General features: G+C 30.4%; 16 protein-coding genes and 2 tRNA genes. 5 read left to right on the plus strand and 13 right to left on the minus strand.

Features of this window, described 5'->3' with window-relative positions; translation table 11 throughout:
* Positions 1 to 56 precede the first annotated feature (56 nt).
* Both fabG and EV195_RS06810 read left to right on the plus strand, forming a co-directional pair.
* Positions 57 to 803, plus strand: a complete 747-nt coding sequence (gene fabG / locus EV195_RS06805) for a 3-oxoacyl-[acyl-carrier-protein] reductase (RefSeq protein ID WP_132794183.1) — start codon at positions 57 to 59, stop codon at positions 801 to 803.
* A 311-nt stretch (positions 804 to 1,114) separates the two neighbouring features.
* The gene (locus tag EV195_RS06810) at positions 1,115 to 1,819 is read left to right on the plus strand and encodes a hypothetical protein (protein WP_132794184.1); all 705 of its coding nucleotides are present in this window, start codon (positions 1,115 to 1,117) and stop codon (positions 1,817 to 1,819) included.
* Between the two features lie 158 nt (positions 1,820 to 1,977).
* On the opposite strand, the gene EV195_RS06815 is transcribed toward EV195_RS06810, so the two are convergent.
* The 4 genes from EV195_RS06815 to EV195_RS06830 all read right to left on the minus strand — a co-directional run bounded on the left by EV195_RS06815 (position 1,978) and on the right by EV195_RS06830 (position 8,627).
* A complete protein-coding gene (locus EV195_RS06815) occupies positions 1,978 to 4,539 on the minus strand; it encodes a M20/M25/M40 family metallo-hydrolase (protein ID WP_132794185.1) in 2,562 nt (853 codons plus the stop codon).
* Between the two features lie 325 nt (positions 4,540 to 4,864).
* Positions 4,865 to 7,180, minus strand: coding sequence for a TonB-dependent receptor plug domain-containing protein (locus EV195_RS06820; RefSeq protein WP_243693083.1), 2,316 nt, complete (start codon positions 7,178 to 7,180; stop codon positions 4,865 to 4,867).
* Positions 7,164 to 8,069 carry a FecR family protein gene (locus EV195_RS06825; RefSeq protein WP_243693084.1) on the minus strand — a complete coding sequence of 302 codons (906 nt, stop codon included), beginning with the start codon at positions 8,067 to 8,069 and terminating at the stop codon, positions 7,164 to 7,166. The genes EV195_RS06820 and EV195_RS06825 overlap by 17 nt, the downstream gene beginning before the upstream one ends.
* 42 nt (positions 8,070 to 8,111) lie before the next feature.
* A complete protein-coding gene (locus EV195_RS06830; RefSeq protein WP_132794186.1) occupies positions 8,112 to 8,627 on the minus strand; it encodes an RNA polymerase sigma factor in 516 nt (171 codons plus the stop codon).
* 129 nt (positions 8,628 to 8,756) lie between these two features.
* Here EV195_RS06830 and EV195_RS06835 point away from each other — a divergent pair, with 129 nt between their 5' ends.
* Positions 8,757 to 10,478 (plus strand): hypothetical protein, encoded by a 1,722-nt coding sequence (locus EV195_RS06835; protein WP_132794187.1) that lies wholly within the window; start codon positions 8,757 to 8,759, stop codon positions 10,476 to 10,478.
* A 423-nt stretch (positions 10,479 to 10,901) separates the two neighbouring features.
* Here the strand turns inward: EV195_RS06835 and EV195_RS06840 are convergent, their stop codons facing one another.
* The 6 genes from EV195_RS06840 to EV195_RS06865 all read right to left on the minus strand — a co-directional run bounded on the left by EV195_RS06840 (position 10,902) and on the right by EV195_RS06865 (position 19,120).
* A complete protein-coding gene (locus EV195_RS06840) occupies positions 10,902 to 11,336 on the minus strand; it encodes a helix-turn-helix transcriptional regulator (RefSeq protein ID WP_132794188.1) in 435 nt (144 codons plus the stop codon).
* Between the two features lie 569 nt (positions 11,337 to 11,905).
* Positions 11,906 to 15,574, minus strand: a complete 3,669-nt coding sequence (gene purL, locus EV195_RS06845; RefSeq protein WP_132794189.1) for a phosphoribosylformylglycinamidine synthase — start codon at positions 15,572 to 15,574, stop codon at positions 11,906 to 11,908.
* Between the two features lie 99 nt (positions 15,575 to 15,673).
* A complete protein-coding gene (locus tag EV195_RS06850; RefSeq protein WP_132794190.1) occupies positions 15,674 to 17,812 on the minus strand; it encodes an endonuclease in 2,139 nt (712 codons plus the stop codon).
* A gap of 48 nt (positions 17,813 to 17,860) precedes the next feature.
* Positions 17,861 to 18,643, minus strand: a complete 783-nt coding sequence (locus tag EV195_RS06855; protein WP_132794191.1) for a carboxypeptidase-like regulatory domain-containing protein — start codon at positions 18,641 to 18,643, stop codon at positions 17,861 to 17,863.
* 281 nt (positions 18,644 to 18,924) lie between these two features.
* Positions 18,925 to 19,009, minus strand: a tRNA-Leu gene (locus EV195_RS06860).
* A gap of 35 nt (positions 19,010 to 19,044) precedes the next feature.
* Positions 19,045 to 19,120 (minus strand) — tRNA-Lys (locus tag EV195_RS06865).
* Positions 19,121 to 19,218: 98 nt separating this feature from the next.
* Between EV195_RS06865 and EV195_RS06870 the strand changes: the two genes are divergently transcribed.
* Positions 19,219 to 19,749 (plus strand): shikimate kinase, encoded by a 531-nt coding sequence (locus tag EV195_RS06870; RefSeq protein WP_132794192.1) that lies wholly within the window; start codon positions 19,219 to 19,221, stop codon positions 19,747 to 19,749.
* On the opposite strand, the gene EV195_RS06875 is transcribed toward EV195_RS06870, so the two are convergent.
* Together EV195_RS06875 and EV195_RS06880 are read right to left on the minus strand one after the other, a co-directional pair.
* Positions 19,730 to 20,233, minus strand: a complete 504-nt coding sequence (locus EV195_RS06875; RefSeq protein WP_132794193.1) for a phosphoribosyltransferase family protein — start codon at positions 20,231 to 20,233, stop codon at positions 19,730 to 19,732. The two genes, EV195_RS06870 and EV195_RS06875, sit on opposite strands and share 20 nt — an antisense overlap.
* A gap of 9 nt (positions 20,234 to 20,242) precedes the next feature.
* Positions 20,243 to 20,623 (minus strand): RNA-binding S4 domain-containing protein, encoded by a 381-nt coding sequence (locus EV195_RS06880; protein ID WP_132794194.1) that lies wholly within the window; start codon positions 20,621 to 20,623, stop codon positions 20,243 to 20,245.
* 76 nt (positions 20,624 to 20,699) lie between these two features.
* Between EV195_RS06880 and EV195_RS06885 the strand changes: the two genes are divergently transcribed.
* Complete coding sequence (locus EV195_RS06885; protein ID WP_132794195.1) at positions 20,700 to 21,596, plus strand: FKBP-type peptidyl-prolyl cis-trans isomerase; 897 nt, start codon at positions 20,700 to 20,702, stop codon at positions 21,594 to 21,596.
* Between the two features lie 193 nt (positions 21,597 to 21,789).
* Here the strand turns inward: EV195_RS06885 and EV195_RS06890 are convergent, their stop codons facing one another.
* Entirely contained in the window at positions 21,790 to 22,401 is a 612-nt protein-coding gene (locus EV195_RS06890; RefSeq protein ID WP_132794196.1) for a porin family protein, read from the minus strand.
* Positions 22,402 to 22,415: the final 14 nt, after the last annotated feature.

The raw sequence follows: 22,415 nt of genomic DNA on the forward strand, positions 1-22,415 counted from the left end.
ATTCCCGTTTTTTAGCGGGAATTCTTTTTATATTTACAAACAACTAATTAAATAGAATGAAACTTTTAGAAAACAAAACAGCTATCATTACTGGTGCTACCAGAGGTATTGGTAGAGGAATAGCTCTAGAATTTGCAAAGCAAGGAGCTAATGTGGCTTTTACATACAGTTCATCTGTTGATGCAGCTGTAGCTTTAGAAAATGAGTTAAAAGAACTTGGAGTAAACGCAAAAGGATATCAATCTAATGCAGCTGATTTTGATTCGGCACAAGAATTAGCTAAAAATGTTTTAGAGGAATTTGAAACTATTGATATTTTAGTAAATAACGCAGGAATTACAAAAGATAACTTATTAATGAGAATCTCTGAAGATGATTTCGATAAAGTTATTGAGGTGAATTTAAAATCAGTGTTTAATTTAACTAAGGCCGTTATTCGTCCAATGATGAAGCAACGCAAAGGTTCAATTATTAATATGAGCTCTGTTGTTGGTTTAAAAGGAAATGCTGGTCAAGCAAATTATGCTGCTTCTAAGGCTGGAATTTTAGGTTTTTCTAAGTCTGTTGCATTAGAGTTAGGTTCTAGAAACATTCGTAGTAATGTGGTGGCTCCTGGTTTTATTGAAACTGAAATGACTGCGAAATTAGATGAGAAAGTTGTTGAAGGATGGAGAAATGAAATTCCTTTAAAACGTGGAGGAACTCCTGAAGATATAGCACATGCTTGTGTGTTTTTAGCTTCTGATATGAGCGCTTATATCACTGGTCAAACATTATCAGTTGATGGAGGAATGTTGACTTAATAAGTTTAATTTTTCTTAGATAATATATTTAAAAAAGAGGGCGTTTAAGCCCTCTTTTTTATTTAATAATAATCGTTCTTTAAGCTTCTTAACTTGTTAATAATAAAGATGTTAACCCTATAATTGTATTCGTTATAACTAAAAAAGCTATTAGGATTTATTGTATTATTATGTCAAGATGTTTTATAAATTCCTTATTAACTAATATCTGATAAATAGATGAAGGGATTAACTTAATATTAACAATATATAATACTTTTATTTTTTTTAAAAAACTACTTTAGCTTTATTAATTATAAATTTAAATTATTATGAAAAACTTTATTAAAATGTTAGCATTTTCTTTTGTGTTAGCATTAATGTCTTGTTCTGAAAAGGAAAATGTTATGAATGAAGAAATACCAAATTCAACAAGTGAAAAATTTGTTAAGCTTGCTGGTTGTGGAGGAATCCAAGAAGTATCTATTTCTGGAAATCAGGTAACATACACGCTTCCTATTTCTGGATATTCAAATCCTGTATTTCAGTGGAGTGTTACTTCTATAAATAATACAATGAATATTGTAGGAAGTAGTACAGGTCAAAGTGTAGTAGTTAGTTTTGATGTAGCTAACTTTCAAGGAGGTGAGCTAGAAGTAGATGTCTACGAATCTAGTAATCCAACAGGTGTGCATTGTGGAGATGTTCTAACCTTCGGACAAGGTGATTGCCCAATTCCTAATCCATGTGATGGAGTTACTGGGACAATTATAGAAGACATAGAAGCTTGTTATCCTGCATCACATCCATATGGTAGGTATCATTTAAATTATAGCGGAAATAATAATGATGTGACATGGTCTGTAAATTATGGAACCATTATGGCACAATCAGGTGCAGCTGAAGTACAAGTTGCTGCTGCTAGTTTAAACCCTTTTACATTAACAGCTACTATTAATACACAGGATGGTTGTGTTAAATCAATTAATAAGGTTATTTATCCATGTGATGCCGGTAGTGGTGGTTTTGGAAAATAATTAGTATTTATATATTGATATTTAATCTAATATAATAGAAAAGAAAAAAGTCTGTATTTGTTTAATACAGACTTTTTTATTAATCTTAAATGGAAAACAATATAAATATATAATAGAGATGTTTAATTATACAAATAATCTCTGATAAAATTCCTTATTTATTTAATTATAATCTTCTTAGAAATTACTTCTTTTTCATTGTTCCTTAGCTTTAATATATAAATACCAGAGCTTAACTTAAGTTGTTTAGCAGAAAGACGTAACTCATTATTAACTAATTGTTTTCGAATAATTTCTTTTCCTTCAATAGTAAATATAAGTATTTCAGTTTGCTGCTTAGGTTTTTGTTGCATGCGAATGGTAAATATATCATTACTTGGGTTTGGGCTAACCATTAATTCAAATGGAGAAATTTCATCTTCATCACCTAAATTTATTACATCAACAGTTGTAACACTTTTATTTTGAATTGAAGAACCACAAGAACCTTCATATATTTTCACATTACTGAAAACAGAAGTATTGCCAGAACCACTATCATGGTCATTTATAAACACTAAACGATCCATAGTTCCTGTGTAAAAACTTCCAACTGGAATTATGTAAGTAGTAGTTCCGCTATTGTAATTATCATAATTGGTAATTCCATAGTTTTGCGTTCCGTGTACTTTAAAATAGCGATTAGAAGTCAACGTATTATCGTTTTCAAATCCTACACCATGAATTTCACCTTGATTAGTGCTAGAAAAATCGAATTCAATAACCGTTTGAGAAGTTACGGTATACGGATAGTTTATATATTTCCAAGTATTATTACTTAACGCTAAAGAGTTCCCTGTATTTCCTACAGAATAGGTACCATCAGAGTCTTGGTTAGAGAAAGAAGTAATAGTGTAATTAGAAAAATCTAAAGTTTCACAAGTTGGAGTAGGATCTGGATCTGATACTTCATTTTCAACACTTACAGCATCTATTGCTATATCACTTTGCCAACCAGAACTTCCTGATCCAGTGATAACAATAAATCTAAACTGAATGTTATTCTGATTTTTATAACTACTTAAATCTAATGTGGCATTATTCCAGCTATTTCCTTTGTTGCCACTTTCCGAGAAAAGAGAGCTCCAAGTAGCATCTCCTTCTATTCGAACTTCTACTTCAAGAGTGTTAATAGCCGACCCGTACATATGGTAACTAAACTTAAATTTAGGAGAACTTAAATTACTTACATTAAAACAAGGAGAATTTAAAATGGCTTTTTTATTTGGAAAACCACTTCCATCACCTGATGCTTCAACATATAAGTAATAATTCCCTGAAGCTCCACCAGATGGACCGGTATTAGAAGAAGGAGTTCCTCCAGAATCTCTTGTAAAATCTAAATCATCGTTGGTTTCTTGACTCCAAGCACCAATAGAATTTTCAAAACTTTCAGTGTAAGGAAAACTTGAAATAGTCTGAGAACAAGTATCAACAGGTGGCGTAGTAGTTGGTGCATTTGATATTTCTATCAAATACTCTAAGGCTAGTTTTGCAAATTTTGCAGCATGAGTAGCATTTGGAGTTGGAGATCTATCATAAGTATCTCTTGTTGTATGAATATTAGGGTTGCTTTCTCTAAAAGAAGCTTCAAACGGAAATGCTACATTGTAACCTTCTTGAGCCCAACTATAATGGTCTGAACAACCATAATTACAACTAGAAGTTCCATAGGTTAGTTTATGAGTTCCAGAAGCATTATAATAGTTTAAAAGCTCAATTAAGAAGCTGTTTAACGTATCATCATTATAAGAATCGGTAGAAATATAAATATCATTAGTAGAACCTTTATAATTGGTCATATCAAGTTGTAAATAACTGATAACATTTACGTTTCGGTTTCGATAATCTTCAGCTATTTCTCGTGAACCTCTTAAACCAACTTCCTCCGCAGCAAAAGCCATAAACTCGATAGTTCTTTTTGGTTGATAATTCATTTCAAATAAAACTCTTGCAGCTTCCGTAAATGTAGCAATACCAGAGGCATTGTCATCTGCTCCAGGAGCATTAGTATTGTTGTTTCCAGAGGCAGTTGAATCTATATGTCCGCCAATAATCACATATTCATCTGGTGACTCTGAACCTGTTATAGTCATAACAACCGAAGGCATATTGGTGGATGAATGGTTTACAATTCTAACTGAAACATCATTTCGCCCAGAAGCCATAGTTTCCCATTTTGTTTTTAAATCCAACACTGCTTGTCTAGCACTGTTAGTTGTATGATATCTAGTTCCATATCCTTGTAATTCTAAAATTTGTGCTTCGATATTTATATTATCAACTAAATTTAAACTTTGGTTTACAAGTGTTTGTTGAGTAATAGAAAAAGGCTGTAAATTATTTCGACTTTGAGCCGAAGCTTTTGCCTTATACTTTTTAGTTCGTTTTATAGATTTCAAAGCATTTTCACGAGAAGATTCATATACAAAACCTGGTCCGTGAACCAAAACTTTATGATGCAATTCTTCTGCTGCATGATTGGTAAGCATTACCGCACTAAATTCATCAATAGATTCGATAATAATTATTTCGTTAGGATGATTTTTTTGGAGTTCATTAGCGTCTAGAGTTTTCATGGTCGCGTAAAACATGGCTTCTTTTTGCTGTGCAAAAGTTTTTAACGAGAGGAATAGTGTTAAAATGAATAAATAAGTAATAATGAAATTTTTGTTTTTCATTTTGAAGGGTTTTAGGTTAATAATTAATTGATATATATAACAGTCTCATTAAAAATGAGATTGGAATATCAGGTAGTGGGCTTTTTGAACACTATTTAATGGGAGGTGTTCTTTAACTATTATTATTTTTGGTGGTAATTAAAAATAGAATTATATAATTCCTTAGAATTTAGAGCATACTAAACAATATTTTGCTTAGTTAGGTTTCGGGGTGATTTTGTTTTGGTTACTAATTTTTAAAATTAAATACTATTAATTTATTTAAGAAAATAATGTTAAAATTATACAATATTTATCTCTTTACGGCAAAATTTTAAAAATTATACTAAAAATAAACTCTAAAACTTACATTTGGTGTAATTCGTAATGAAGTATTTTCTACTTGATTAATCCTATTATTTTCAAGGTCGAAATAGGTATTTAAAATGTTTCTTTTATCTAAAACACTCCAAACTGAGATACCTGAAGAAGCATCGGTATTTCCTATTTTAAACTGATACTGGAGGGAAGCATCGAATCGTAAATAATCTGCTAATCGAGCACTATTTGGGTTGTCAAAATTGATAGTTCTAATAATGGTATTGTCTGATTGTAAAGGTTTAGTGTAAGGTCTTCCTGTATGCCAATTTAAGCCAAGTGCTAGTTTTATATCATTATATGTATAATTGGCAGCAATGTTTACAACACTTCTAACATCCACATTGTTAGGAAAGGTTTCTGCATTATTTAAACTAGCAAAGTCGTAATTATTAACATTATAGCTATAACTAATCCACGTATTAAAGTTTTGAAATCTTTTATTAATTAAAAAGTCGAAACCCTTTACGGTATAATTTCCAATATCATTTACAAATTGAAACTGATTTTGAAATCCTTGACTTCTAGCACTTATATCGTTTACATTTTTGAGATAGAATTCACCGCTAATTAATAAATCATTTTTCTTATAAAAAACACCTAGACTAGCTTGTTTACTTGTTATTATAGGAATGGTATTTTCGTCGGCCAAAACCCAGCGTCTTTTTTCAATTCCTAAAAAATCTTCTTGTAAATCAATAATTTGTGATACTGACTGACTTTTCATTTCTCCGGTCGCTAGTAAGCTGAAGTTGTTTAAAAACTTATAGTTATAGGTTATTCTTGGTTCAATTGAAAAGCGATTGAATTTATCGAAATAGGTTAATCGAGCGCCAGCTTTTAATTGAATTCTGTCAGTTGTGTAATTGAATTGACTATACACAGCATGTGAGAGTAAAACTTGCTTAATGTATCTCCTAAATTCAGGATTATCAACATCTTCTAAATTACTAATTGCCACTTGTGAAAATTGGTAACCCGATAAAAATGAAGCAGTAGTATTAAAATTATAGTTGGCATCAATTTTCAATCCATTGTCTTGAACAAGGTTTTCTTGGATTAAATTCTGATTGTTTAAAATATCGGCATTTTTCGAAGATAAATCATAATGTGTAAAATACTTTTGGGCACTTATTTTAAAATCGTCATGTAGTTGTTTTTCATAAGTAATTCCGCTTGTAAAGCTTTGCTGATTTAATTCACTACTTAGTTCTAAATCTCCTGTAGAACCTGTAAGTTTTTGATCATAAGACAAATCATTTTCAATGTTAAGAAATACAACTTTTAGTTTATCATCACGACTAATATCCCAAATAAACTTGCTGTAAATATCATGAAATTTGAAGTTTTCATCTTTTACTAATACACTATTGTTATTTAATAAAGCGCTTAAATCTGAATCTTGAAAAGCACGTTTAAAATATTGATTATACGTAGGAGATTTGGCAAAATCGGTAATTGATCTTCTTGCTGCAAGCTGGATTTCTGTAGTTTGAGAAAGCGGAATTCTTGTCAATACATCAATATTAATCATATTAATTCCAAACTGAGTTGTTGATTTTTCGCTAACATTATCTGGTAATTTCATATCAATTACACTAGAGATACTTTCGCCATATTTAGCACTACTTCCACTTTTGGAAAGATTAATATCATAATCTAAATACGGATTAAAAGCTGAAATTAAACCAAAAAAATGTCCAGATTTATACATTCTTATTCCATCGAACAAGATTAAATTTTGGTCATGCGTTCCTCCACGAATATTGATGTTAGAGATACTTTCATCTATAGTGATAACTCCTGGGAATGAATTTATTATTTGTAAGACATCCGGTTCAATTAAACCAGGGAGTATACCTAATTTATCGGTTTCTAAATCAATAGAACCATCAGAATTTTTACTAATTCCAGAGGTCAAATAGCCTTGAACTAAAACTTCCTCAAGCGGTTCAAATTCAACGTAATTAGATCTTGTTCTTGTTTTTTTCTTTTGGGTTCTTATTACAATAACAGAAGTGTTTAAAACGTCGAATTCAAGTTTCGTGCTTTTTTTCAAAAAAGTAATAACTTCCGAGAGAAGCATGTCTTCTTCTGGAAGTGTTATAAACTGATTTTCAATTGTTTTATCAGCAAATGAAAAACTTACTTCATAGCGCTGTTGTAAAATTTCTAAGACCTCTCTTAATGGTAATTTCTCTGATGTTGTGTTTTGAGAAAGAGTAGGAAAGAGGTTGAAAATCAGTAGGTATAGTAAAAAAAATAACCTATTTCGTACGTTCACCTGTTAAAATAATAGTGTTGTTTTTTTGTTTAGCAACAATGTTGAAAGGTAAAGTTAACGTCTTTAAAGCCATTTCAATATCATCATGAATAAATTTTCCAGTAAAAAGTAGAGACGTGTCTACTTTTTCTGTCTTTATTTTTATATCATATTGTCTTTCAAACTCTTCTAATACTTTACTAAAAGGTTCACTTATAAATGTACTTTCATTATGAATCCAAGCAGGACTAGTATTATTAATTGTACTTCTCATCATAACGCCAGTTTTAAAATAATCACCCGGAGCTAATTTTTCTGAGGTACCATTTGAAGTAACTAATACAGATCCTTCAAAACATATAACTTCAAAATCGTTACCTCTATTTTTAACATTAAACTCAGTTCCTAAAATAGTTACAGTACCCGATTTCGTTACTACATCAAATTTTTCACCTTTAGCTACTTTAAAATAAGCTTCACCATTTAAGGTAACTTCTCGTTTAGTTTTCCAGTTTTTCTTATTGAAAGTAATTGAAGAAGAAGCATTTATTATAACTTCTGAATTATCTGGAAGTTTTGTGTTTACTTTATTCGCTGCCAGTGCGTTAACAGTTGTGTTGGTATTACTTAAAAAGTAAAATAAACTAAAACCAATAACAAAAATGGCAGCAACTTTACTAATGAAATTAAAAGAAATTAATTTTCCTTTTTTAGATTTTTTAGTAGCTAGTATATTTTCTAAAACTCCATCTGATGTGTAATCAGGAGCTTTAAATTGTTGTAGTTTATCCGAAAGTTGAATCAATTCATTATAATCCTCCAGAGCTTCAAATTGCTTTTGCTCTTCTGGACTTAAGTCATTGTCTAACCATTTTTTTATTAATGTTGCTTTTTCCATACTAATACTCATAAATATAACAGATTAGTTTTTAAAATTCCTACCCTTGCATTATTATAATCCTTCAATATCTTCTCTTAATTTTTTTAAAGCTCCGTAAATACGCTTTTCTACAGCTTTTGTAGAAATGTCTAAAATCTCAGCAATTTCTTTAAATCGTTTACCTTCAACTCGATTCATCATAAACGCAACACGTTGTGCTTCTGTAAGATTTGAAAGTGCTTTTTGAATTTTCTCCATGTATTGATTTTCTTCCATTACATATTCTGGAGATTCATCGGTATGACTTTTTTGTGGAGTTTCTGCATACTTTAATTTTACCTTCTCATGACTCGCTTGATTCAACATTAAATTATTAGCAGTGGTGTATAAATAACTCTTGGCTTTATCTGGAGTAATTTTATGACAGTTTTGCCAAACTTTCAAAAATGCTTCTTGTACCTTATCTTCGGGATTGAGTTTTTCACCAAACTTATAATAGAGAAAATTGAATAACGTTTTCGAGTACTTCGTAAAGAAAGAAGCGAAAAGTGATTCATTACAAATATCTTTGTCGGTAGATTTTTTCATTAAAATTTTAAAAATTTTTCTAAAATTAAAAAAAAATGAAAACAGGGGTAGGAATTTTTAAATGATTATTGTTTCAGATATAAGAAGGCCTCATTTAATAATTTAAACCTAAAAAAATATATGACACTTATGAAAACTTTAAAACACTTAAAATTTTTAGCGTTATCGGTTTTTGTGCTGATAAGCATTATTTCATGTCAACAAGAAGCAATTGATATTTCTCAACCAAATGACAACCAGTCATTTACTGCTACTTCTGAAGTAAGTAAATTAATGGCTAAAACTGCAACTAATGACGGTTCAGTTGATAATATTATTGATAAAGCTAACTGTTTAGAAGTTAAATTACCAGTAACAGTTATTGTTAATGATATCCAAATCACAATTAATTCTGCATTAGATTATGATTTAATTGAAGACATTTATGATCAATTTGCTGACGATATTGATAAGTTAGATATTCAATTTCCTATTACAATTATATCAGGTGATTTTACTGAAACTGTTATCAATAATCAAGCTGAATTAGAAGAGTTAATTAAGTCTTGTGTTGGTGAAAATGAACCAGATGATGATATTGAGTGTATTGATTTTCAGTATCCTATTTCTATCTCTCTATTTAACACTTCTTTCGATGTAATCGATACAAAGACAATTAATAACGATCAGGAATTATATATTTTCCTTGAAAATTTAGACGATAATACATTAGCTAGTTTGAACTTTCCAGTTACAATGGTTTTAGCTGATGGCTCTACTGTGGTAGTAAATAATAATGAAGAATTAATTAGTACTATCAATCAAGCTAAAGATTCTTGTGATGAGGATGATGACTACGATTATGGTGATGACGATTTAGATTGTGATGTAGTTTCTATTAAAGAAAACCTAAAAGAATGCTTTTGGGAAATCAAGAATGATAATGGTACTACGAACTTACATATTAAATTTAAAAGTGATTTTAGCTTTGTAGTTACAAATCCTAATGGAGTTGAAGAAGCAACTGGTGTTTGGACTGTTGAAAAGGAAGGTGATTTCACGTATATTAAATTAAACTCTAATTATCAAGATTTTAATGGAAGTTGGAAAATTGTTGAATGTGGAGATCACTTCTATGAAATGTTAGATGCAGCAGGTAACTTTATTAAAATTGTTAAAGACTGTCCAAGTAATACAAACATTGCTGAAGTAAAAGAATTTATCAAAGAATGTAAGTGGTATATGTATTACTTAAAAGTAAATGGTGAAGATTTAACAGCTCAATATCATGACTATCACTTTGAGTTTAGAGAAGATGGAACATTTATCATGACAACAGGAAATGATCAAGATGTACATGAAGGAACTTGGGTTGTTCAAGAAATTGCAACAGGTGGTGTTGCTATTACATTATCATCTCCAACGTTAACTGGTGATATTAATGATTATTATTTGCTTGCTGATTTAAACGAGCACAAGATGATTTTACAAGGTGAGCAAGAACACACTTTAAAGTTAGAAAGAGTGTGTGATACTGCTGATAATCAAGCAGACCGTGTAAGAAACACAATGAAAGAATGTACTTGGTCTGTTTATTACTTTGAATTAAATGGAGATGATGTTACTCAAAGCTATGAGATGTATTTCAACTTTAAAGAAGATGGTACGTTTGTAGCTGAAGGTAATGGTCAAAACTACGAAGGAGAATGGAGTGTTAATACTATAGATGAATCTACAGTAGTGGTAATTTCATCTCAAACATTACCAGTTGAATTAACTGATGAGTATACAGTTACTTTTGATAGTGAGGATAAAATACATTTTGTTGATAATGAACAAAGTATCCTTAAGATTCTTAAAAACTGTAATTAAAAAGAAGCATTAAATCGATTGTGCTATAATAGGGATTGTTTTATATCGGTTTTTGTTAATAAGTCTGTATGAAAATACAGACTTATTTTTTTTTGCTATGTTTTAATTGAATTTGATGAAACTACAGAAAATGTGAATTTACTTATTTATAAGTATATCTTATAGAATAATAAAATCAAATAGTTTAATCTAATTTCAAGTGCCTCGCTGAGAATCGCATATTTAAAATTAAGCTGTACATTTTCCCGTATAAACGATTTTGAGCGAATGTCAATTTCAAGTACTTTTTGATTAATTTTCAATTTAAAGGCTCAAATTATTACTTTCGATAAATGTTTATATATTCTATAAAATAAATAAGTCTGTATTTTCATACAGACTTATTTTCTCTTTGGGGATTATTAAATAATGATTCACGAGAAATCATTTTTCAAATTCATCAAAAGTTCCATCGCTATATAGAAGGATAACTTTTATCAACCTCTTTAATTCATTGACAGGAACTTTGTGTTCGTTTGTTGTTAACTTAGATTTAATTTCTTCAGTTTTACTAGTATTATCCGGCAGTTCTGTAAATAAAGAGGGAGAAGATGTTTCTTTATTACTACTTTTTGGAAAAGTTCCTTTGCCATATAATAACCATTCTAAACTTACTTCTTCAAAAGTTTTGTCAACTTTTAAAATAAAATCCAAGCTCGGTTTATTTCTACCTGATAATAGGTGAGAAATACTTGATCGGGGAACATCAATTTTTTCTGCAAAATTTGATGAAGTCAAATCATAATAATCCAATATTAATTTTAAACGTTCAATCATGTTACAAATGTAAACAATAATAATGTTTAACGATGTAAACATAATTCATTTTAAGTTTGTAAACAAGAAAAATATATGTTTTTTTAATAATTTATCTAAAAATATACAAAAAACACTAAATTAAAACTTCAAATAATAGTACATAAAAACCTAAAAAAGAGCATTTTAACATTTACATATAGAGAAAGTTTATAATTATACTCTAATTGAATTATTTACAATTGTAAAATTATATATTAATACCAATAAAGTAAATATTATAACATGAGTTGGTTACAAATGTAAACAGGTAGTAGGTTAGATAACAAATAAAAATCTATTATGACATATAAACAACTATTATTCAATGTTATTTACCGTGATTAAGTTCAAATCATCGCTTTTAATACTATATGTAAGGTATATATTTGCTTAAATCCGTATCAAGAGATAATTAAACTTCATTAACTACTATTACTTATAAACTATTATGTCCGTCAACAGTATTTCACTTATAATCAGAATATTAAATATAAAAGCCAACTATGTTTACAATTGTAATAGTTATATGTAAATAAAAAAGCACTCATTGTGGTGAGTGCTTTTTGTTTAACAATGTAAACTTATTAAAATTACATGTTTTTATCTTCTATCCATAATCGAGCATTTACAAATGCCTCTAACCATGGAGAAACTTCATCTTTTCTATTTTCTGGATAGTATGGCCAGTTCCATTGGAATGTAGATCTTTCGATATGTGGCATCGTTACTAAATGTCTTCCTGTCTTATCACACATCATGGCAGTGTTATAATCTGATCCATTTGGATTATGTGGATATCCTTCATAAGCATACTTAGCGACAATGTCATATTCTGATTCTGGTTTAGGTAAACTAAATTTACCTTCACCATGAGAAATCCAAACTCCTAATGTACTACCTTCTAAAGTAGATAACATTATTGAATTGTTCTTTTGAATTTTTACAGATGTAAATGAGCTCTCGTGCTTTTGTGAATTGTTATGTACCATTTTTCCATGTACATCATGATCAGGATTAATCAATTCTAATTCCATCCATAATTGACATCCATTACAAATTCCAACTGATAAAGTATCCTCTCTGTTGAAAAAGTTCTTTAATGCAGTATTTGCTTTTTCGTTATACAAAAATGCACCAGCCCATCCTTTAGCAGAACCTAAAACGTCTGAATTCGAAAATCCTCCAACTGCTCCTATAAATTGAATATCTTCAAGAGTTTCTCTTCCAGAAATTAAATCTGTCATGTGAACATCCTTCACATCAAAACCTGCTAAATACATAGCGTTTGCCATTTCTCTTTCTGAATTAGAACCTTTTTCTCTAATGATGGCAGCTTTTGGTCTTGGTTTCGAATTATCAATTTTAGGTAGTTTCCCAGTAAAATTTTGAGGGAACGTATATTGTAATGGTTGATTCTTATAATTATTATATCTGTCTGTAGCTAAATTATTTGCAGTTTGCTTTTGATCTAATAAATAAGAAGTTTTATACCAAGTATCTCTTAATTCACTAACAGACAATGAATATAAATCATTATTGTTCTTTATGTTAAGTCTATCTGCTTCTACAACGGAACCAATTTTAAAGAACTCAACTGAATTTTCATTTAAAACAGATTCGATTGTATCATCTTTAGATTGAATGATAATACCATTATTTTCAGAGAATAATAATTTAATTGAATCTTTTTCATTTAATTCAGATAAGTCAATATTCGCCCCAGTATTTGTATTAGCAAAGCATAATTCAAGTAATGTAGTAATGAAACCACCAGAAGCAATATCATGACCAGCAACAATTTGCTCATCTTTGATTAATTGTTGAATTACATTGAATGCTTTCTTAAAGAATGAAGCATCTTTTATAGTAGGGGCTTCATTCCCAATTTTATTAATTACCTGTCCGAAAGAACTTCCTCCTAATTTGAAGTTGTCTTGAGATAAGTTAATATAGTAGATACTTCCAGCGTTTTGTTGGAAAACTGGTTCTACAACTTTCGTAATATCATTACAATTTGCAGCAGCAGAAATAACAACAGTACCTGGAGAAATTACATCTTCATTTGGATATTTTTGTTTCATTGATAAAGAATCTTTTCCAGTTGGAACGTTTATTCCTAAATCAATAGAAAATTCAGATACTGCTTTTACTGCTTTATATAATCTAGCATCTTCACCTTCATTTTTACAAGGCCACATCCAGTTTGCCGATAATGAAACTGATTGTAAACCGTCTTTTAACGGTGCCCAAATAATGTTTGTTAATGCTTCACCTATAGAGTTTAAACTTCCTGCAGTAGGATCAATTAAACCAGAAATAGGAGAGTGGCCAATAGAAGTTGCAATTCCTTCTTTTCCTTTAAAATCTAAAGCCATTACACCAAGATTATTTAACGGAATTTGTAATTGACCAACACATTGTTGTTTAGCAACTTTTCCACCAACACAACGATCTACCTTATTAGTTAACCAATCTTTACAAGCAACTGCTTCTAATTGAAGAACTTGATTTAAGTAGTCGTAGAAGTTTTCTTTAGTATAAGTTACTTCGTTATAGTTTCTAGAAACTGTAACATCGTTCATTATGGTTTTTGGTGAACTACCAAACATATCATTTAAAGCCAAATCCATCGGTTTGTTTCCTTTGGTTTGAGATTCAAATGTGAAACGATGATCGTTCGTTACATCACCAACAGTATACATAGGAGATCGTTCTCTTTCAGCGATTCTCTCTAATGTATTAATATTTTTTTCTGAAATAACTAATCCCATTCTTTCTTGAGATTCATTTCCGATAATTTCTTTGTCAGATAACGTAGGATCCCCAACTGGTAATTTATCTAAATCGATTTTTCCTCCAGTATCTTCAACTAATTCAGACAAACAGTTTAAATGCCCACCAGCTCCATGATCATGAATTGAAACAATCATGTTTTCATCACTTTCTACCATTCCACGAACTGCATTAGCCGCACGTTTTTGCATTTCAGGATTTGAACGTTGCACTGCATTTAACTCAATTCCAGAAGAAAATTCACCAGTATCAGCAGAAGAAACAGCAGCTCCTCCCATACCAATTCTATAATTTTCTCCACCAAGAATTACAATTTTATCACCTTCTTTCGGAGTATCTTTTAAAGCTTGTTCAGCTTTTCCATACCCGATTCCGCCAGCTTGCATAATTACTTTATCGAATCCTAATTTGCGTGCTTCTTCTTCATGTTCAAAAGTTAGTACAGAACCACAAATTAATGGTTGTCCAAATTTATTCCCAAAATCAGAAGCTCCGTTAGAAGCTTTGATTAAAATATCAATTGGAGTTTGGTACAACCAATCACGCTCATTCATTCCTTTTTCCCATGGACGATTTTCTTCTAAGCGAGAATACGATGTCATGTAAACAGCAGTTCCAGCTAAAGGAATAGAACCTTTTCCTCCTGCTAAACGATCTCTAATTTCTCCACCAGAACCAGTAGCCGCTCCGTTAAAAGGCTCAACTGTAGTAGGAAAGTTATGTGTTTCTGCTTTTAATGAAATTACAGATTCAAATTCTTTAGTCTCATAAAAATCTGGTTTATCAGCAGATTTTGGAGCAAACTGCTCAACTTTAGGTCCTTTTATAAACGCTACATTATCTTTATAAGCAGAAACAATATCATTAGGGTTTTGCTTAGACGTTTCTTTAATCATTTTGAATAGGGAAGTAGGTTGCTCTTCACCATCAATGACAAAAGTTCCGTTAAATATTTTATGACGACAGTGTTCTGAGTTTACTTGAGAAAATCCAAAAACTTCAGAATCAGTTAATTTTCTTCCTATTCTTTCAGAAACTTCATTTAAATAATCAATTTCTTCATCACTTAAAGCCAATCCTTCTTGTTCATTGTAAGACTTAATATCTTCAATTTCTAAAATTGGTTCCGGAGTAATATTAATGGTAAAAACTTCTTGGTCAAGCCCGTTGAATTTTTGAGAAATCATTGGGTCAAAATCTGTAAAATCATCGTTTACAGCTTCAAACTCTTCAATTCTTAAGATTCCTTCAATTCCCATGTTTTGCGTAATCTCCACAGCGTTAGTACTCCAAGGAGTAATCATAGCTGCTCTTGGCCCAACAAAAAAGGCGTCAATAGACGCCATATCAAGTTTAGGTTTATTCGCAAATAACCAAGTAAGTTTTGAAATATCTTCTGTTGTTAATTCTTTTGATGTTTGAACAGCAAAAACTTTACTGTTTGTGTTTCCAAAGAAATGAATCATTATATGTTATTTAGGTTGTGTTGTTAAAAGCTACAAATTTACTTTTTTAAGTTGAATTAAGAACGTAAAAAAAGCAGCAAAATTTGCTGCTTTATATTTCTAATTAACTAGTATTTTTTTTGTGATATTTCCGAGGTTACTCTTCATTTTAATAAAGTAAGTTCCGGTACTTAAACTCTTGACTTTTAGTCCTTCATTAGTAATTTCTTTAGAAGTTCTATACACTTCTTTACCATTAATGGTATAAATAACAATTTCTTCAATTAAAATAGTAGAATTGTTAGTTATATAAATAGTATTATTTGCAATAGGGTTAGGATATATGTTGATTTTTTCTAATAATTCATCAGAAACACTTGCTGTAGCAGCATCATGAATTCCAATATTATCAACAGTATCAATTGAAAATTGATCCCATTCATTAACAAGGTCAAAGTTTGTATTTGGATTAACAACTGAACTTTTTCTTCTTAATGTAACATCTTTTGCAAAATTGGCTGTTCCACCGTTAAAAACACCAATAATGTCAATTAATACATCATTTTTAAATAAGCCAACAGGATCATTACCATTAAAATTTATTGGTTCTCCATTATTTGTACTAGTAGTATTTGGATGTACATAATCAGCTTCATCAATTAATTTTTGAATAGAGGCACTTCCGTTAATAATTACATAAACATCACCAGCAGCAATAGTTCCAGATAAATTCAATGGAGCAGACCAAGTTGCCCCTCCATTTCCATTTCTTTTGATACTGTAAACACTTAAATCTATAGGATTGGAAGTTACATTGGCTATTTCAAGTACTTTGTTATTACTTGATCCTTCAACGTATTCCGAGAAAAATAATTCGTTAGCACTGCTTGTACCTCCATCGGTTGTGGTTGCATTAACAGCTGAACTCAAAGCAGAAGTATTATTGACTGCATCTTTTGCTAAAACTTGAACACTATATGTTGTAGAAGCACTAAGTCCAGTTGCTGTATAAGTTGTAGTGGTAGACGTACCATTAACAACATTATCAATATAAATTTCATATTCTGTAACTGCTGTATCATCAGTAGAGGCATTCCAAGTGACTACAAAAGTAGTGTCGGTTTCATTACTAATCACAATATTTGTTGGAGTAGAAGGCGCCTGAGTATCTTCTAAAGTAGTAGGTGTTATAGCATTACTTAATGGCGATTCATTATCTGCAGCATCTTTTGCTAAAACAGTTATTGAATAGGTTGTGTTAGAATTTAAATTTAGTAATGAAACACTTGTATTAGTTGTGTTACTTGTAAGATTTCCATCAACAAAAACATCATAATTTGTAACTGCAATATTATCTGTAGCAGCTGTCCAAGAAAGATCAATAGAAGACGTAGTTATATTAGAAGCTATTAAATTTGTAGGTGCTGTTGGAGCTTCTGTATCTGTATTGGAATAAATTCCCCAAAGATCTTCAGCATCAGGACCACCCCAAATTCTAGTAGCTAATCTTGGATTGTCGATAAACGGATTTCTATTTCCTTGAGCATAAGTATTTGTTGTGTTTTCATGAAATGGATTTCGTTGTTTCTCAACATCCGAAACTGGGTCTTCTGCATTCCATTGAAGGAATAAATCAATCATATCATCTGGCGTTTGAGAAGAATCTCCAACACCAACAAATGTAGGTTTACATTGATCACCGTACCTCAAATACATATACATTACAATTCTAGCAACATCACCTTTCCATTCATCACCTGGATACCAACCATCTGTTACTGATCCAGAATTTCCAGATCCAGTCGCAAATCTTTTATTTCCTCTTGAAGAATTTATTTGAGTATCTGAAGGTCTTAAATTGTGTGCATCTGCATAAGGAGGTCCATTGGTTCCACCTGCATCTAAGTCAGGATTTCCTAATGAATTGGCAAATACATGCTCACGATTCCAATCGCCATTATTTCCTCCGTTATCATTTATCCCTCTTGTTCTAGAAGTTGTTCCTGTAGCACTGTATCCATATATTAAGAGCACTTCAGAACTGTTATCCGGATTCACATCAGTTGCTCTAGAAGCCTCCCAAATACCCGGAGTATAATCTAATGCATTTGTGTGTGTATTTATAATCTTTGTAGCTAATGCATCTTTTAAAGCAACACCTGTTAGATTTAAGTTTACATCGTTGTAATAAGTTTCTTGCGCAATAGCTGATGTTATAGCAACATAGCTAATGAAAATAAAAAGTAATTTTTTCATCATATAAGTATAATGATTGTATAAAAGAAATTGAGTTATGTCTTGTTAGACTTAATTTTTATCAGGAATCCTGTCCCTGTCAATTTTTCCTTTTTTAATAGCTTTATACTTTTCATAGCAGTTTAAAACAGCCTCAATCATTTGTAGGTCACTTGCTTTTTTTATGAAGTATTCAGAGTAATTACAATCACCAAGTAATTTAGCCAATTGTTGCTTATCCATTTCTAGGTACTCCATCATTACTTCACGATCAAACTTACCCGCTAGCATTTTTCGTAAATCATCCTCTTTTTTAAGTTTTTGCAACTTTTTTAGTTGTTTAGGTTTCTTACCAAAGAGTCCATAAACCATATCAACAGGATTTAGAATTTTTGCAATAGGAGAGGAGATTTTTTGTGGTCGACCAACTTCATAGGTTTGAGGTAAACCATTTAGATGAATTCTTGTAAATCGATCTTTCGGAACTTGTTTTACATCAACTTCTAAAATTCCAATAAGTTTAGTAGAATTGATAATAACTTCTCTTACTTCTTCAGGTTTTTCATTTAAAGCAATAACTAATTCATTACCTTTTAATAAGTCGTTAGTAACTTTTAATTTAATAGATTCAAATCCTAAATAGGAAACTAATACCGTATCATTTGTTTTAGCAGTTAATTCAAAAAGACCATTTTCATTAGTTATGGTTCCCTCTACAGAATTAAGATTAAGAATATGAGCCGCACTCAATGCTTTCTTATTTGTAGAGTTGATAATTTGTCCTTTTAATGTATTTTGAGCTAAAATAGTTACGGAACAAAAGATAAATGAGATTATAAAAATACGTTTAAGCATATGCAATAATACGGATATTTACTATGATTATAGTTAATAATATGCAAAAGTAATTTCAAAAAATATTCCATAAAAACATAAGACCTTTCAGAAATGAAAGGCCTTATTGATCTCCTGTTGAGATCTCGAGGGAAGGAGGATAATTGTTACACTAAAAGTACAAAATAAACTTGTGAATAAACAAGGTTTTTAAGGATTACTTTAAGAAAAAATAATTTTTAAAAATTAAAAAACCATTAATAGATTGACTATTAATGGTTTGTTGTTTTTTTGGGATTTCGTGCGCATAAGAAGATTCGAACTTCCACATTCATAAAGAATACTGCCCCCTCAAGGCAGCGCGTCTACCAATTCCGCCATATGCGCTTAAACTAAAAAAGTTAAGCGATTGCTTAACTTTTTGGTGACCGGGCTGGGGCTCGAACCCAGGACCCTCTCCTTAAAAGGGAGATGCTCTACCAACTGAGCTACCCGGTCTTAAACTTTTTTCAAAGCGAGTGCAAATATACATGGACTATTTAAATGAAAAAATCTTTTTTAATATTTTTTTACAGATATTTGCTTTATTTCTGAATATGAGGATAGTTTTATTAGGATATATGGCCAGTGGAAAGTCAACAATTGGTAAAATTTTAGCAAAAGAACTGAAATTACCATTTATAGACTTAGATAATTACATTGAAGCAAAATTTGAAAAAACAATAAGTACTATATTTAAAGAGGAAGGTGAGATTTTTTTCAGATTGCAAGAACATGAAGCAATCAAAGAAATTTTCAAGAACACTGAGTCTTTCATTTTGTCTTTAGGAGGAGGAACTCCTTGCTATGCTAATAATATGGATTTAATAAGCACATTTGAAAATACTATATCCATATATATTAAAGTATCTATTAATACTATATACAATAGGTTATTAATTGAAAAAGAACAAAGACCGTTAGTAGCCAAAATTGCACTAGAGGAACTTCATGAATTTATAGCGAAGCATCTTTTTGAAAGAAGTTATTTCTATGAAAAGGCAACACTTAAAATCTATTCAGATAACTACAAAGCAGAAGAAGTAGTTGATGAAATTAAAAAATCACTTATTGTAAATAAGCAATAATTTCATCTTCTTTAAATTCAACTACTACATGTTCTTTAATAGATGTAGAAAGAGAAATGCCTTTAAAATCAGCTTTAACAGGGTATTTTTTGTGATTTCGATTAACTAAAACAGCTGTTTTAAATTTTTTCAAAGGAACGTCTAAAAAATGTTTAATAGCATATATCAAAGTAGTTCCAGAATGTAGTACATCATCTACTAATATTACAGACTTATTTTTGTAAATTTCTTTTTCTATATCTGTAGTAATAGGAGTTAAAGGTTTTTTCTTGTTGATAGTAACTTTGCATAGTATAACTTTGAGATCTGAAATTTCTTTTAGTACAGAAACAATTTTTTCTGCAAGAAAATAACCGTTATCAGCGATACCTGCTATAACAATTTCTGGCTCTTTATAATTTACCTCATAAATTTGATAAGCAATTCTTCTAATCTTTTGAGAGATTTCGGTATTATTTAATATAATGTTGTTAGTTTCTATCATACGACAAATTTAATCATCTTCTTCATTAGTTTCATAATAATCTTCTATATCTCTTCGGTCTTTTTTTGTTGGTCGTCCGGTTCCTTTTTTACGATAATAGTCTTTAGCAAATTTTAATAAATCAGTTTTTTCAAACTCTTCTTTAGGAGTTAAATCTTTTCTGTATAAATCTACCAACTTCGCACCAACACGATTTTCTGGTATGTCTAGTACTTTTATTTTGTAATTTATTTGGTTTTTACGTATTGTAATTATCTCTCCTCCAAAGACTTCTCTTGAAGGTTTAAGGTTGTTATCTTCAATCTTTACTTGCCCTTTTTTACAAGCGGTTGTAGCTATATTTCGAGTCTTAAAAAGACGAATGCACCATAAATATTTATCTATTCTCATACAAAAAGTTAATTTTTTTGCGTTTGCTTTTTACAAAGGTATAAAAATGGTAAATTGCGCGTCAAAATTACGATTAATGATAAAATTTAAACATCTTTTTTTAGTAGGAATAATTTCACTTATAACCTACGCATGTGGAAGTGATGGAGTAGCAGTAGACAATTTTGATCACACTGCTCAAGCTGTGAAAGACAATGACACCTTAGTGAAGTTTTTTAAAAACCACTATTATGATGTAACTGAAAGTATTGTAAAACCTTTAGTTGATGGTGAAACAGCTCTTTTTGATGATCCAAAACTAAACTCTCAAAGTGTAACCGAGACAATTAATGGTGATGATATCAACTATACATTGTACTCATATGTTACTCAACAAGGAACTTCTACGAAAGGTTTTCCAACTGTAGTAGATTCTGTTTTAGTTAACTATTCTGGTAAGAGAATTCTTAATGGAGAAAACCTAAGCGAAAATGATTTTGATAGTAATAATAACCTTTGGTTTGTATTAGGATCAGGTGTAATTAGAGGTTGGTCATACGGGGTTCCAAATGTTAAAGGAGGTGAAAACGTAACGTTACCTAATGAACCTCTTACTTTTAGTGGAACAGGAAAAGTTTTATTATTTATTCCTTCAGGTTTGGCTTATAGAAATATAGGTAGTGGTAGTATACAAGCTAATGAGAACTTAATGTTTACTATTGAACTTTTAGATATTGTTGTAGACACTGATATAGATGGTGATGGTATTCCTGGAATATTAGAGGATTTAGACGGAGACGGTATACCTTGGAATGATGATACTGATGAAAATGGTATTGTTAATTTTTTAGATCGTGACGATGATGGTGATGGTGTTTTAACCATTAACGAAGATGCAAACAAGGATGGTGATCCAAGGAATGATTTTAGTGACCCAGAAAATCCTACATTACCAGATTATTTAAATATTAATATTAGAGTTTCAAACGAATAAGATTTAGTTTAGATAAAATATTAAAGCAACAAATTTATAATTTGTTGCTTTTTTTATGACTTATTGTGAAGTTAACTAATCAATAATTCAAGAATATTATATAATATTAATTATGTTCTTTTAATTATGCCTTATAAAAATAGAGCGTGTGTTTATTCAAACACACGCTCTATTTTTATAAATAAATTGTATTTTAAAATCTATATGATAAACCAAATATAATTTGATTTACTCTAGTGTCGAATCTTTGTGCTCCAGTTGCGCTAGATATAAAATTAGACTCTACATCAGAGAAAGCTCTTTCCCAGCGAGCATCTATACCAAACTTACCAAGTTCAATTCCACCTCCTAATTGTAAACCAACTGTAAAACCATCAGCTTTAAGTTCAGTAACAGCATCAAAATCTAAATCACCATCAAGTAAATATTGAAAAGAAGGTCCAATATGAACATAAGCAATTTTTAAAAATTTCTTTCCTAATAATACAGGAATATCTAATTTTTGAAAATCATAACCGACTTTTTGAGTAGTACCGTTTGTTATGTAATTTACTTCACTCTTTAATGAAGTATATACTAACTCTGGTCTAATATACCAACCAACCATGGGTAATTTAAAACGTAACCAAATACCGGCATGATAACCAGCTTTTCCTTCAGCATTTCCTTCAATAATGTTATTAGCTGAATCAATAAACGAGTCAGAATTGTAGTTAATTCCTCCTTTGATACCAAAATGAATTTGTGCATCAGCAAATTGAGAAGAAGCAACAAATAAGCATAATACTAAAATTAGTTTTTTCATAATCTTATAATTTG

Origin of the sequence: Tenacibaculum skagerrakense, assembly GCF_004345825.1 — a bacterium.
In the GTDB taxonomy this organism is placed as follows: domain Bacteria; phylum Bacteroidota; class Bacteroidia; order Flavobacteriales; family Flavobacteriaceae; genus Polaribacter; species Polaribacter skagerrakensis.

Bases quoted from the DNA above. Each gene is read 5' to 3' on its own strand.
- EV195_RS06880 (WP_132794194.1), bottom strand. From the start codon at position 20,623: ATGAGAATAGATAAATATTTATGGTGCATTCGTCTTTTTAAGACTCGA.
- EV195_RS06875 (WP_132794193.1), bottom strand. From the start codon at position 20,233: ATGATAGAAACTAACAACATTATATTAAATAATACCGAAATCTCTCAA.
- EV195_RS06810 (WP_132794184.1), top strand. From the start codon at position 1,115: ATGAAAAACTTTATTAAAATGTTAGCATTTTCTTTTGTGTTAGCATTA.
- EV195_RS06825 (WP_243693084.1), bottom strand. From the start codon at position 8,069: ATGAGTATTAGTATGGAAAAAGCAACATTAATAAAAAAATGGTTAGAC.
- EV195_RS06840 (WP_132794188.1), bottom strand. From the start codon at position 11,336: ATGTTTACATCGTTAAACATTATTATTGTTTACATTTGTAACATGATT.
- purL (WP_132794189.1), bottom strand. From the start codon at position 15,574: ATGATTCATTTCTTTGGAAACACAAACAGTAAAGTTTTTGCTGTTCAA.
- EV195_RS06855 (WP_132794191.1), bottom strand. From the start codon at position 18,643: ATGCTTAAACGTATTTTTATAATCTCATTTATCTTTTGTTCCGTAACT.
- EV195_RS06870 (WP_132794192.1), top strand. From the start codon at position 19,219: ATGAGGATAGTTTTATTAGGATATATGGCCAGTGGAAAGTCAACAATT.
- EV195_RS06830 (WP_132794186.1), bottom strand. From the start codon at position 8,627: ATGAAAAAATCTACCGACAAAGATATTTGTAATGAATCACTTTTCGCT.
- EV195_RS06835 (WP_132794187.1), top strand. From the start codon at position 8,757: ATGAAAACTTTAAAACACTTAAAATTTTTAGCGTTATCGGTTTTTGTG.
- EV195_RS06890 (WP_132794196.1), bottom strand. From the start codon at position 22,401: ATGAAAAAACTAATTTTAGTATTATGCTTATTTGTTGCTTCTTCTCAA.
- EV195_RS06850 (WP_132794190.1), bottom strand. From the start codon at position 17,812: ATGATGAAAAAATTACTTTTTATTTTCATTAGCTATGTTGCTATAACA.
- EV195_RS06885 (WP_132794195.1), top strand. From the start codon at position 20,700: ATGATAAAATTTAAACATCTTTTTTTAGTAGGAATAATTTCACTTATA.
- EV195_RS06815 (WP_132794185.1), bottom strand. From the start codon at position 4,539: ATGAAAAACAAAAATTTCATTATTACTTATTTATTCATTTTAACACTA.
- fabG (WP_132794183.1), top strand. From the start codon at position 57: ATGAAACTTTTAGAAAACAAAACAGCTATCATTACTGGTGCTACCAGA.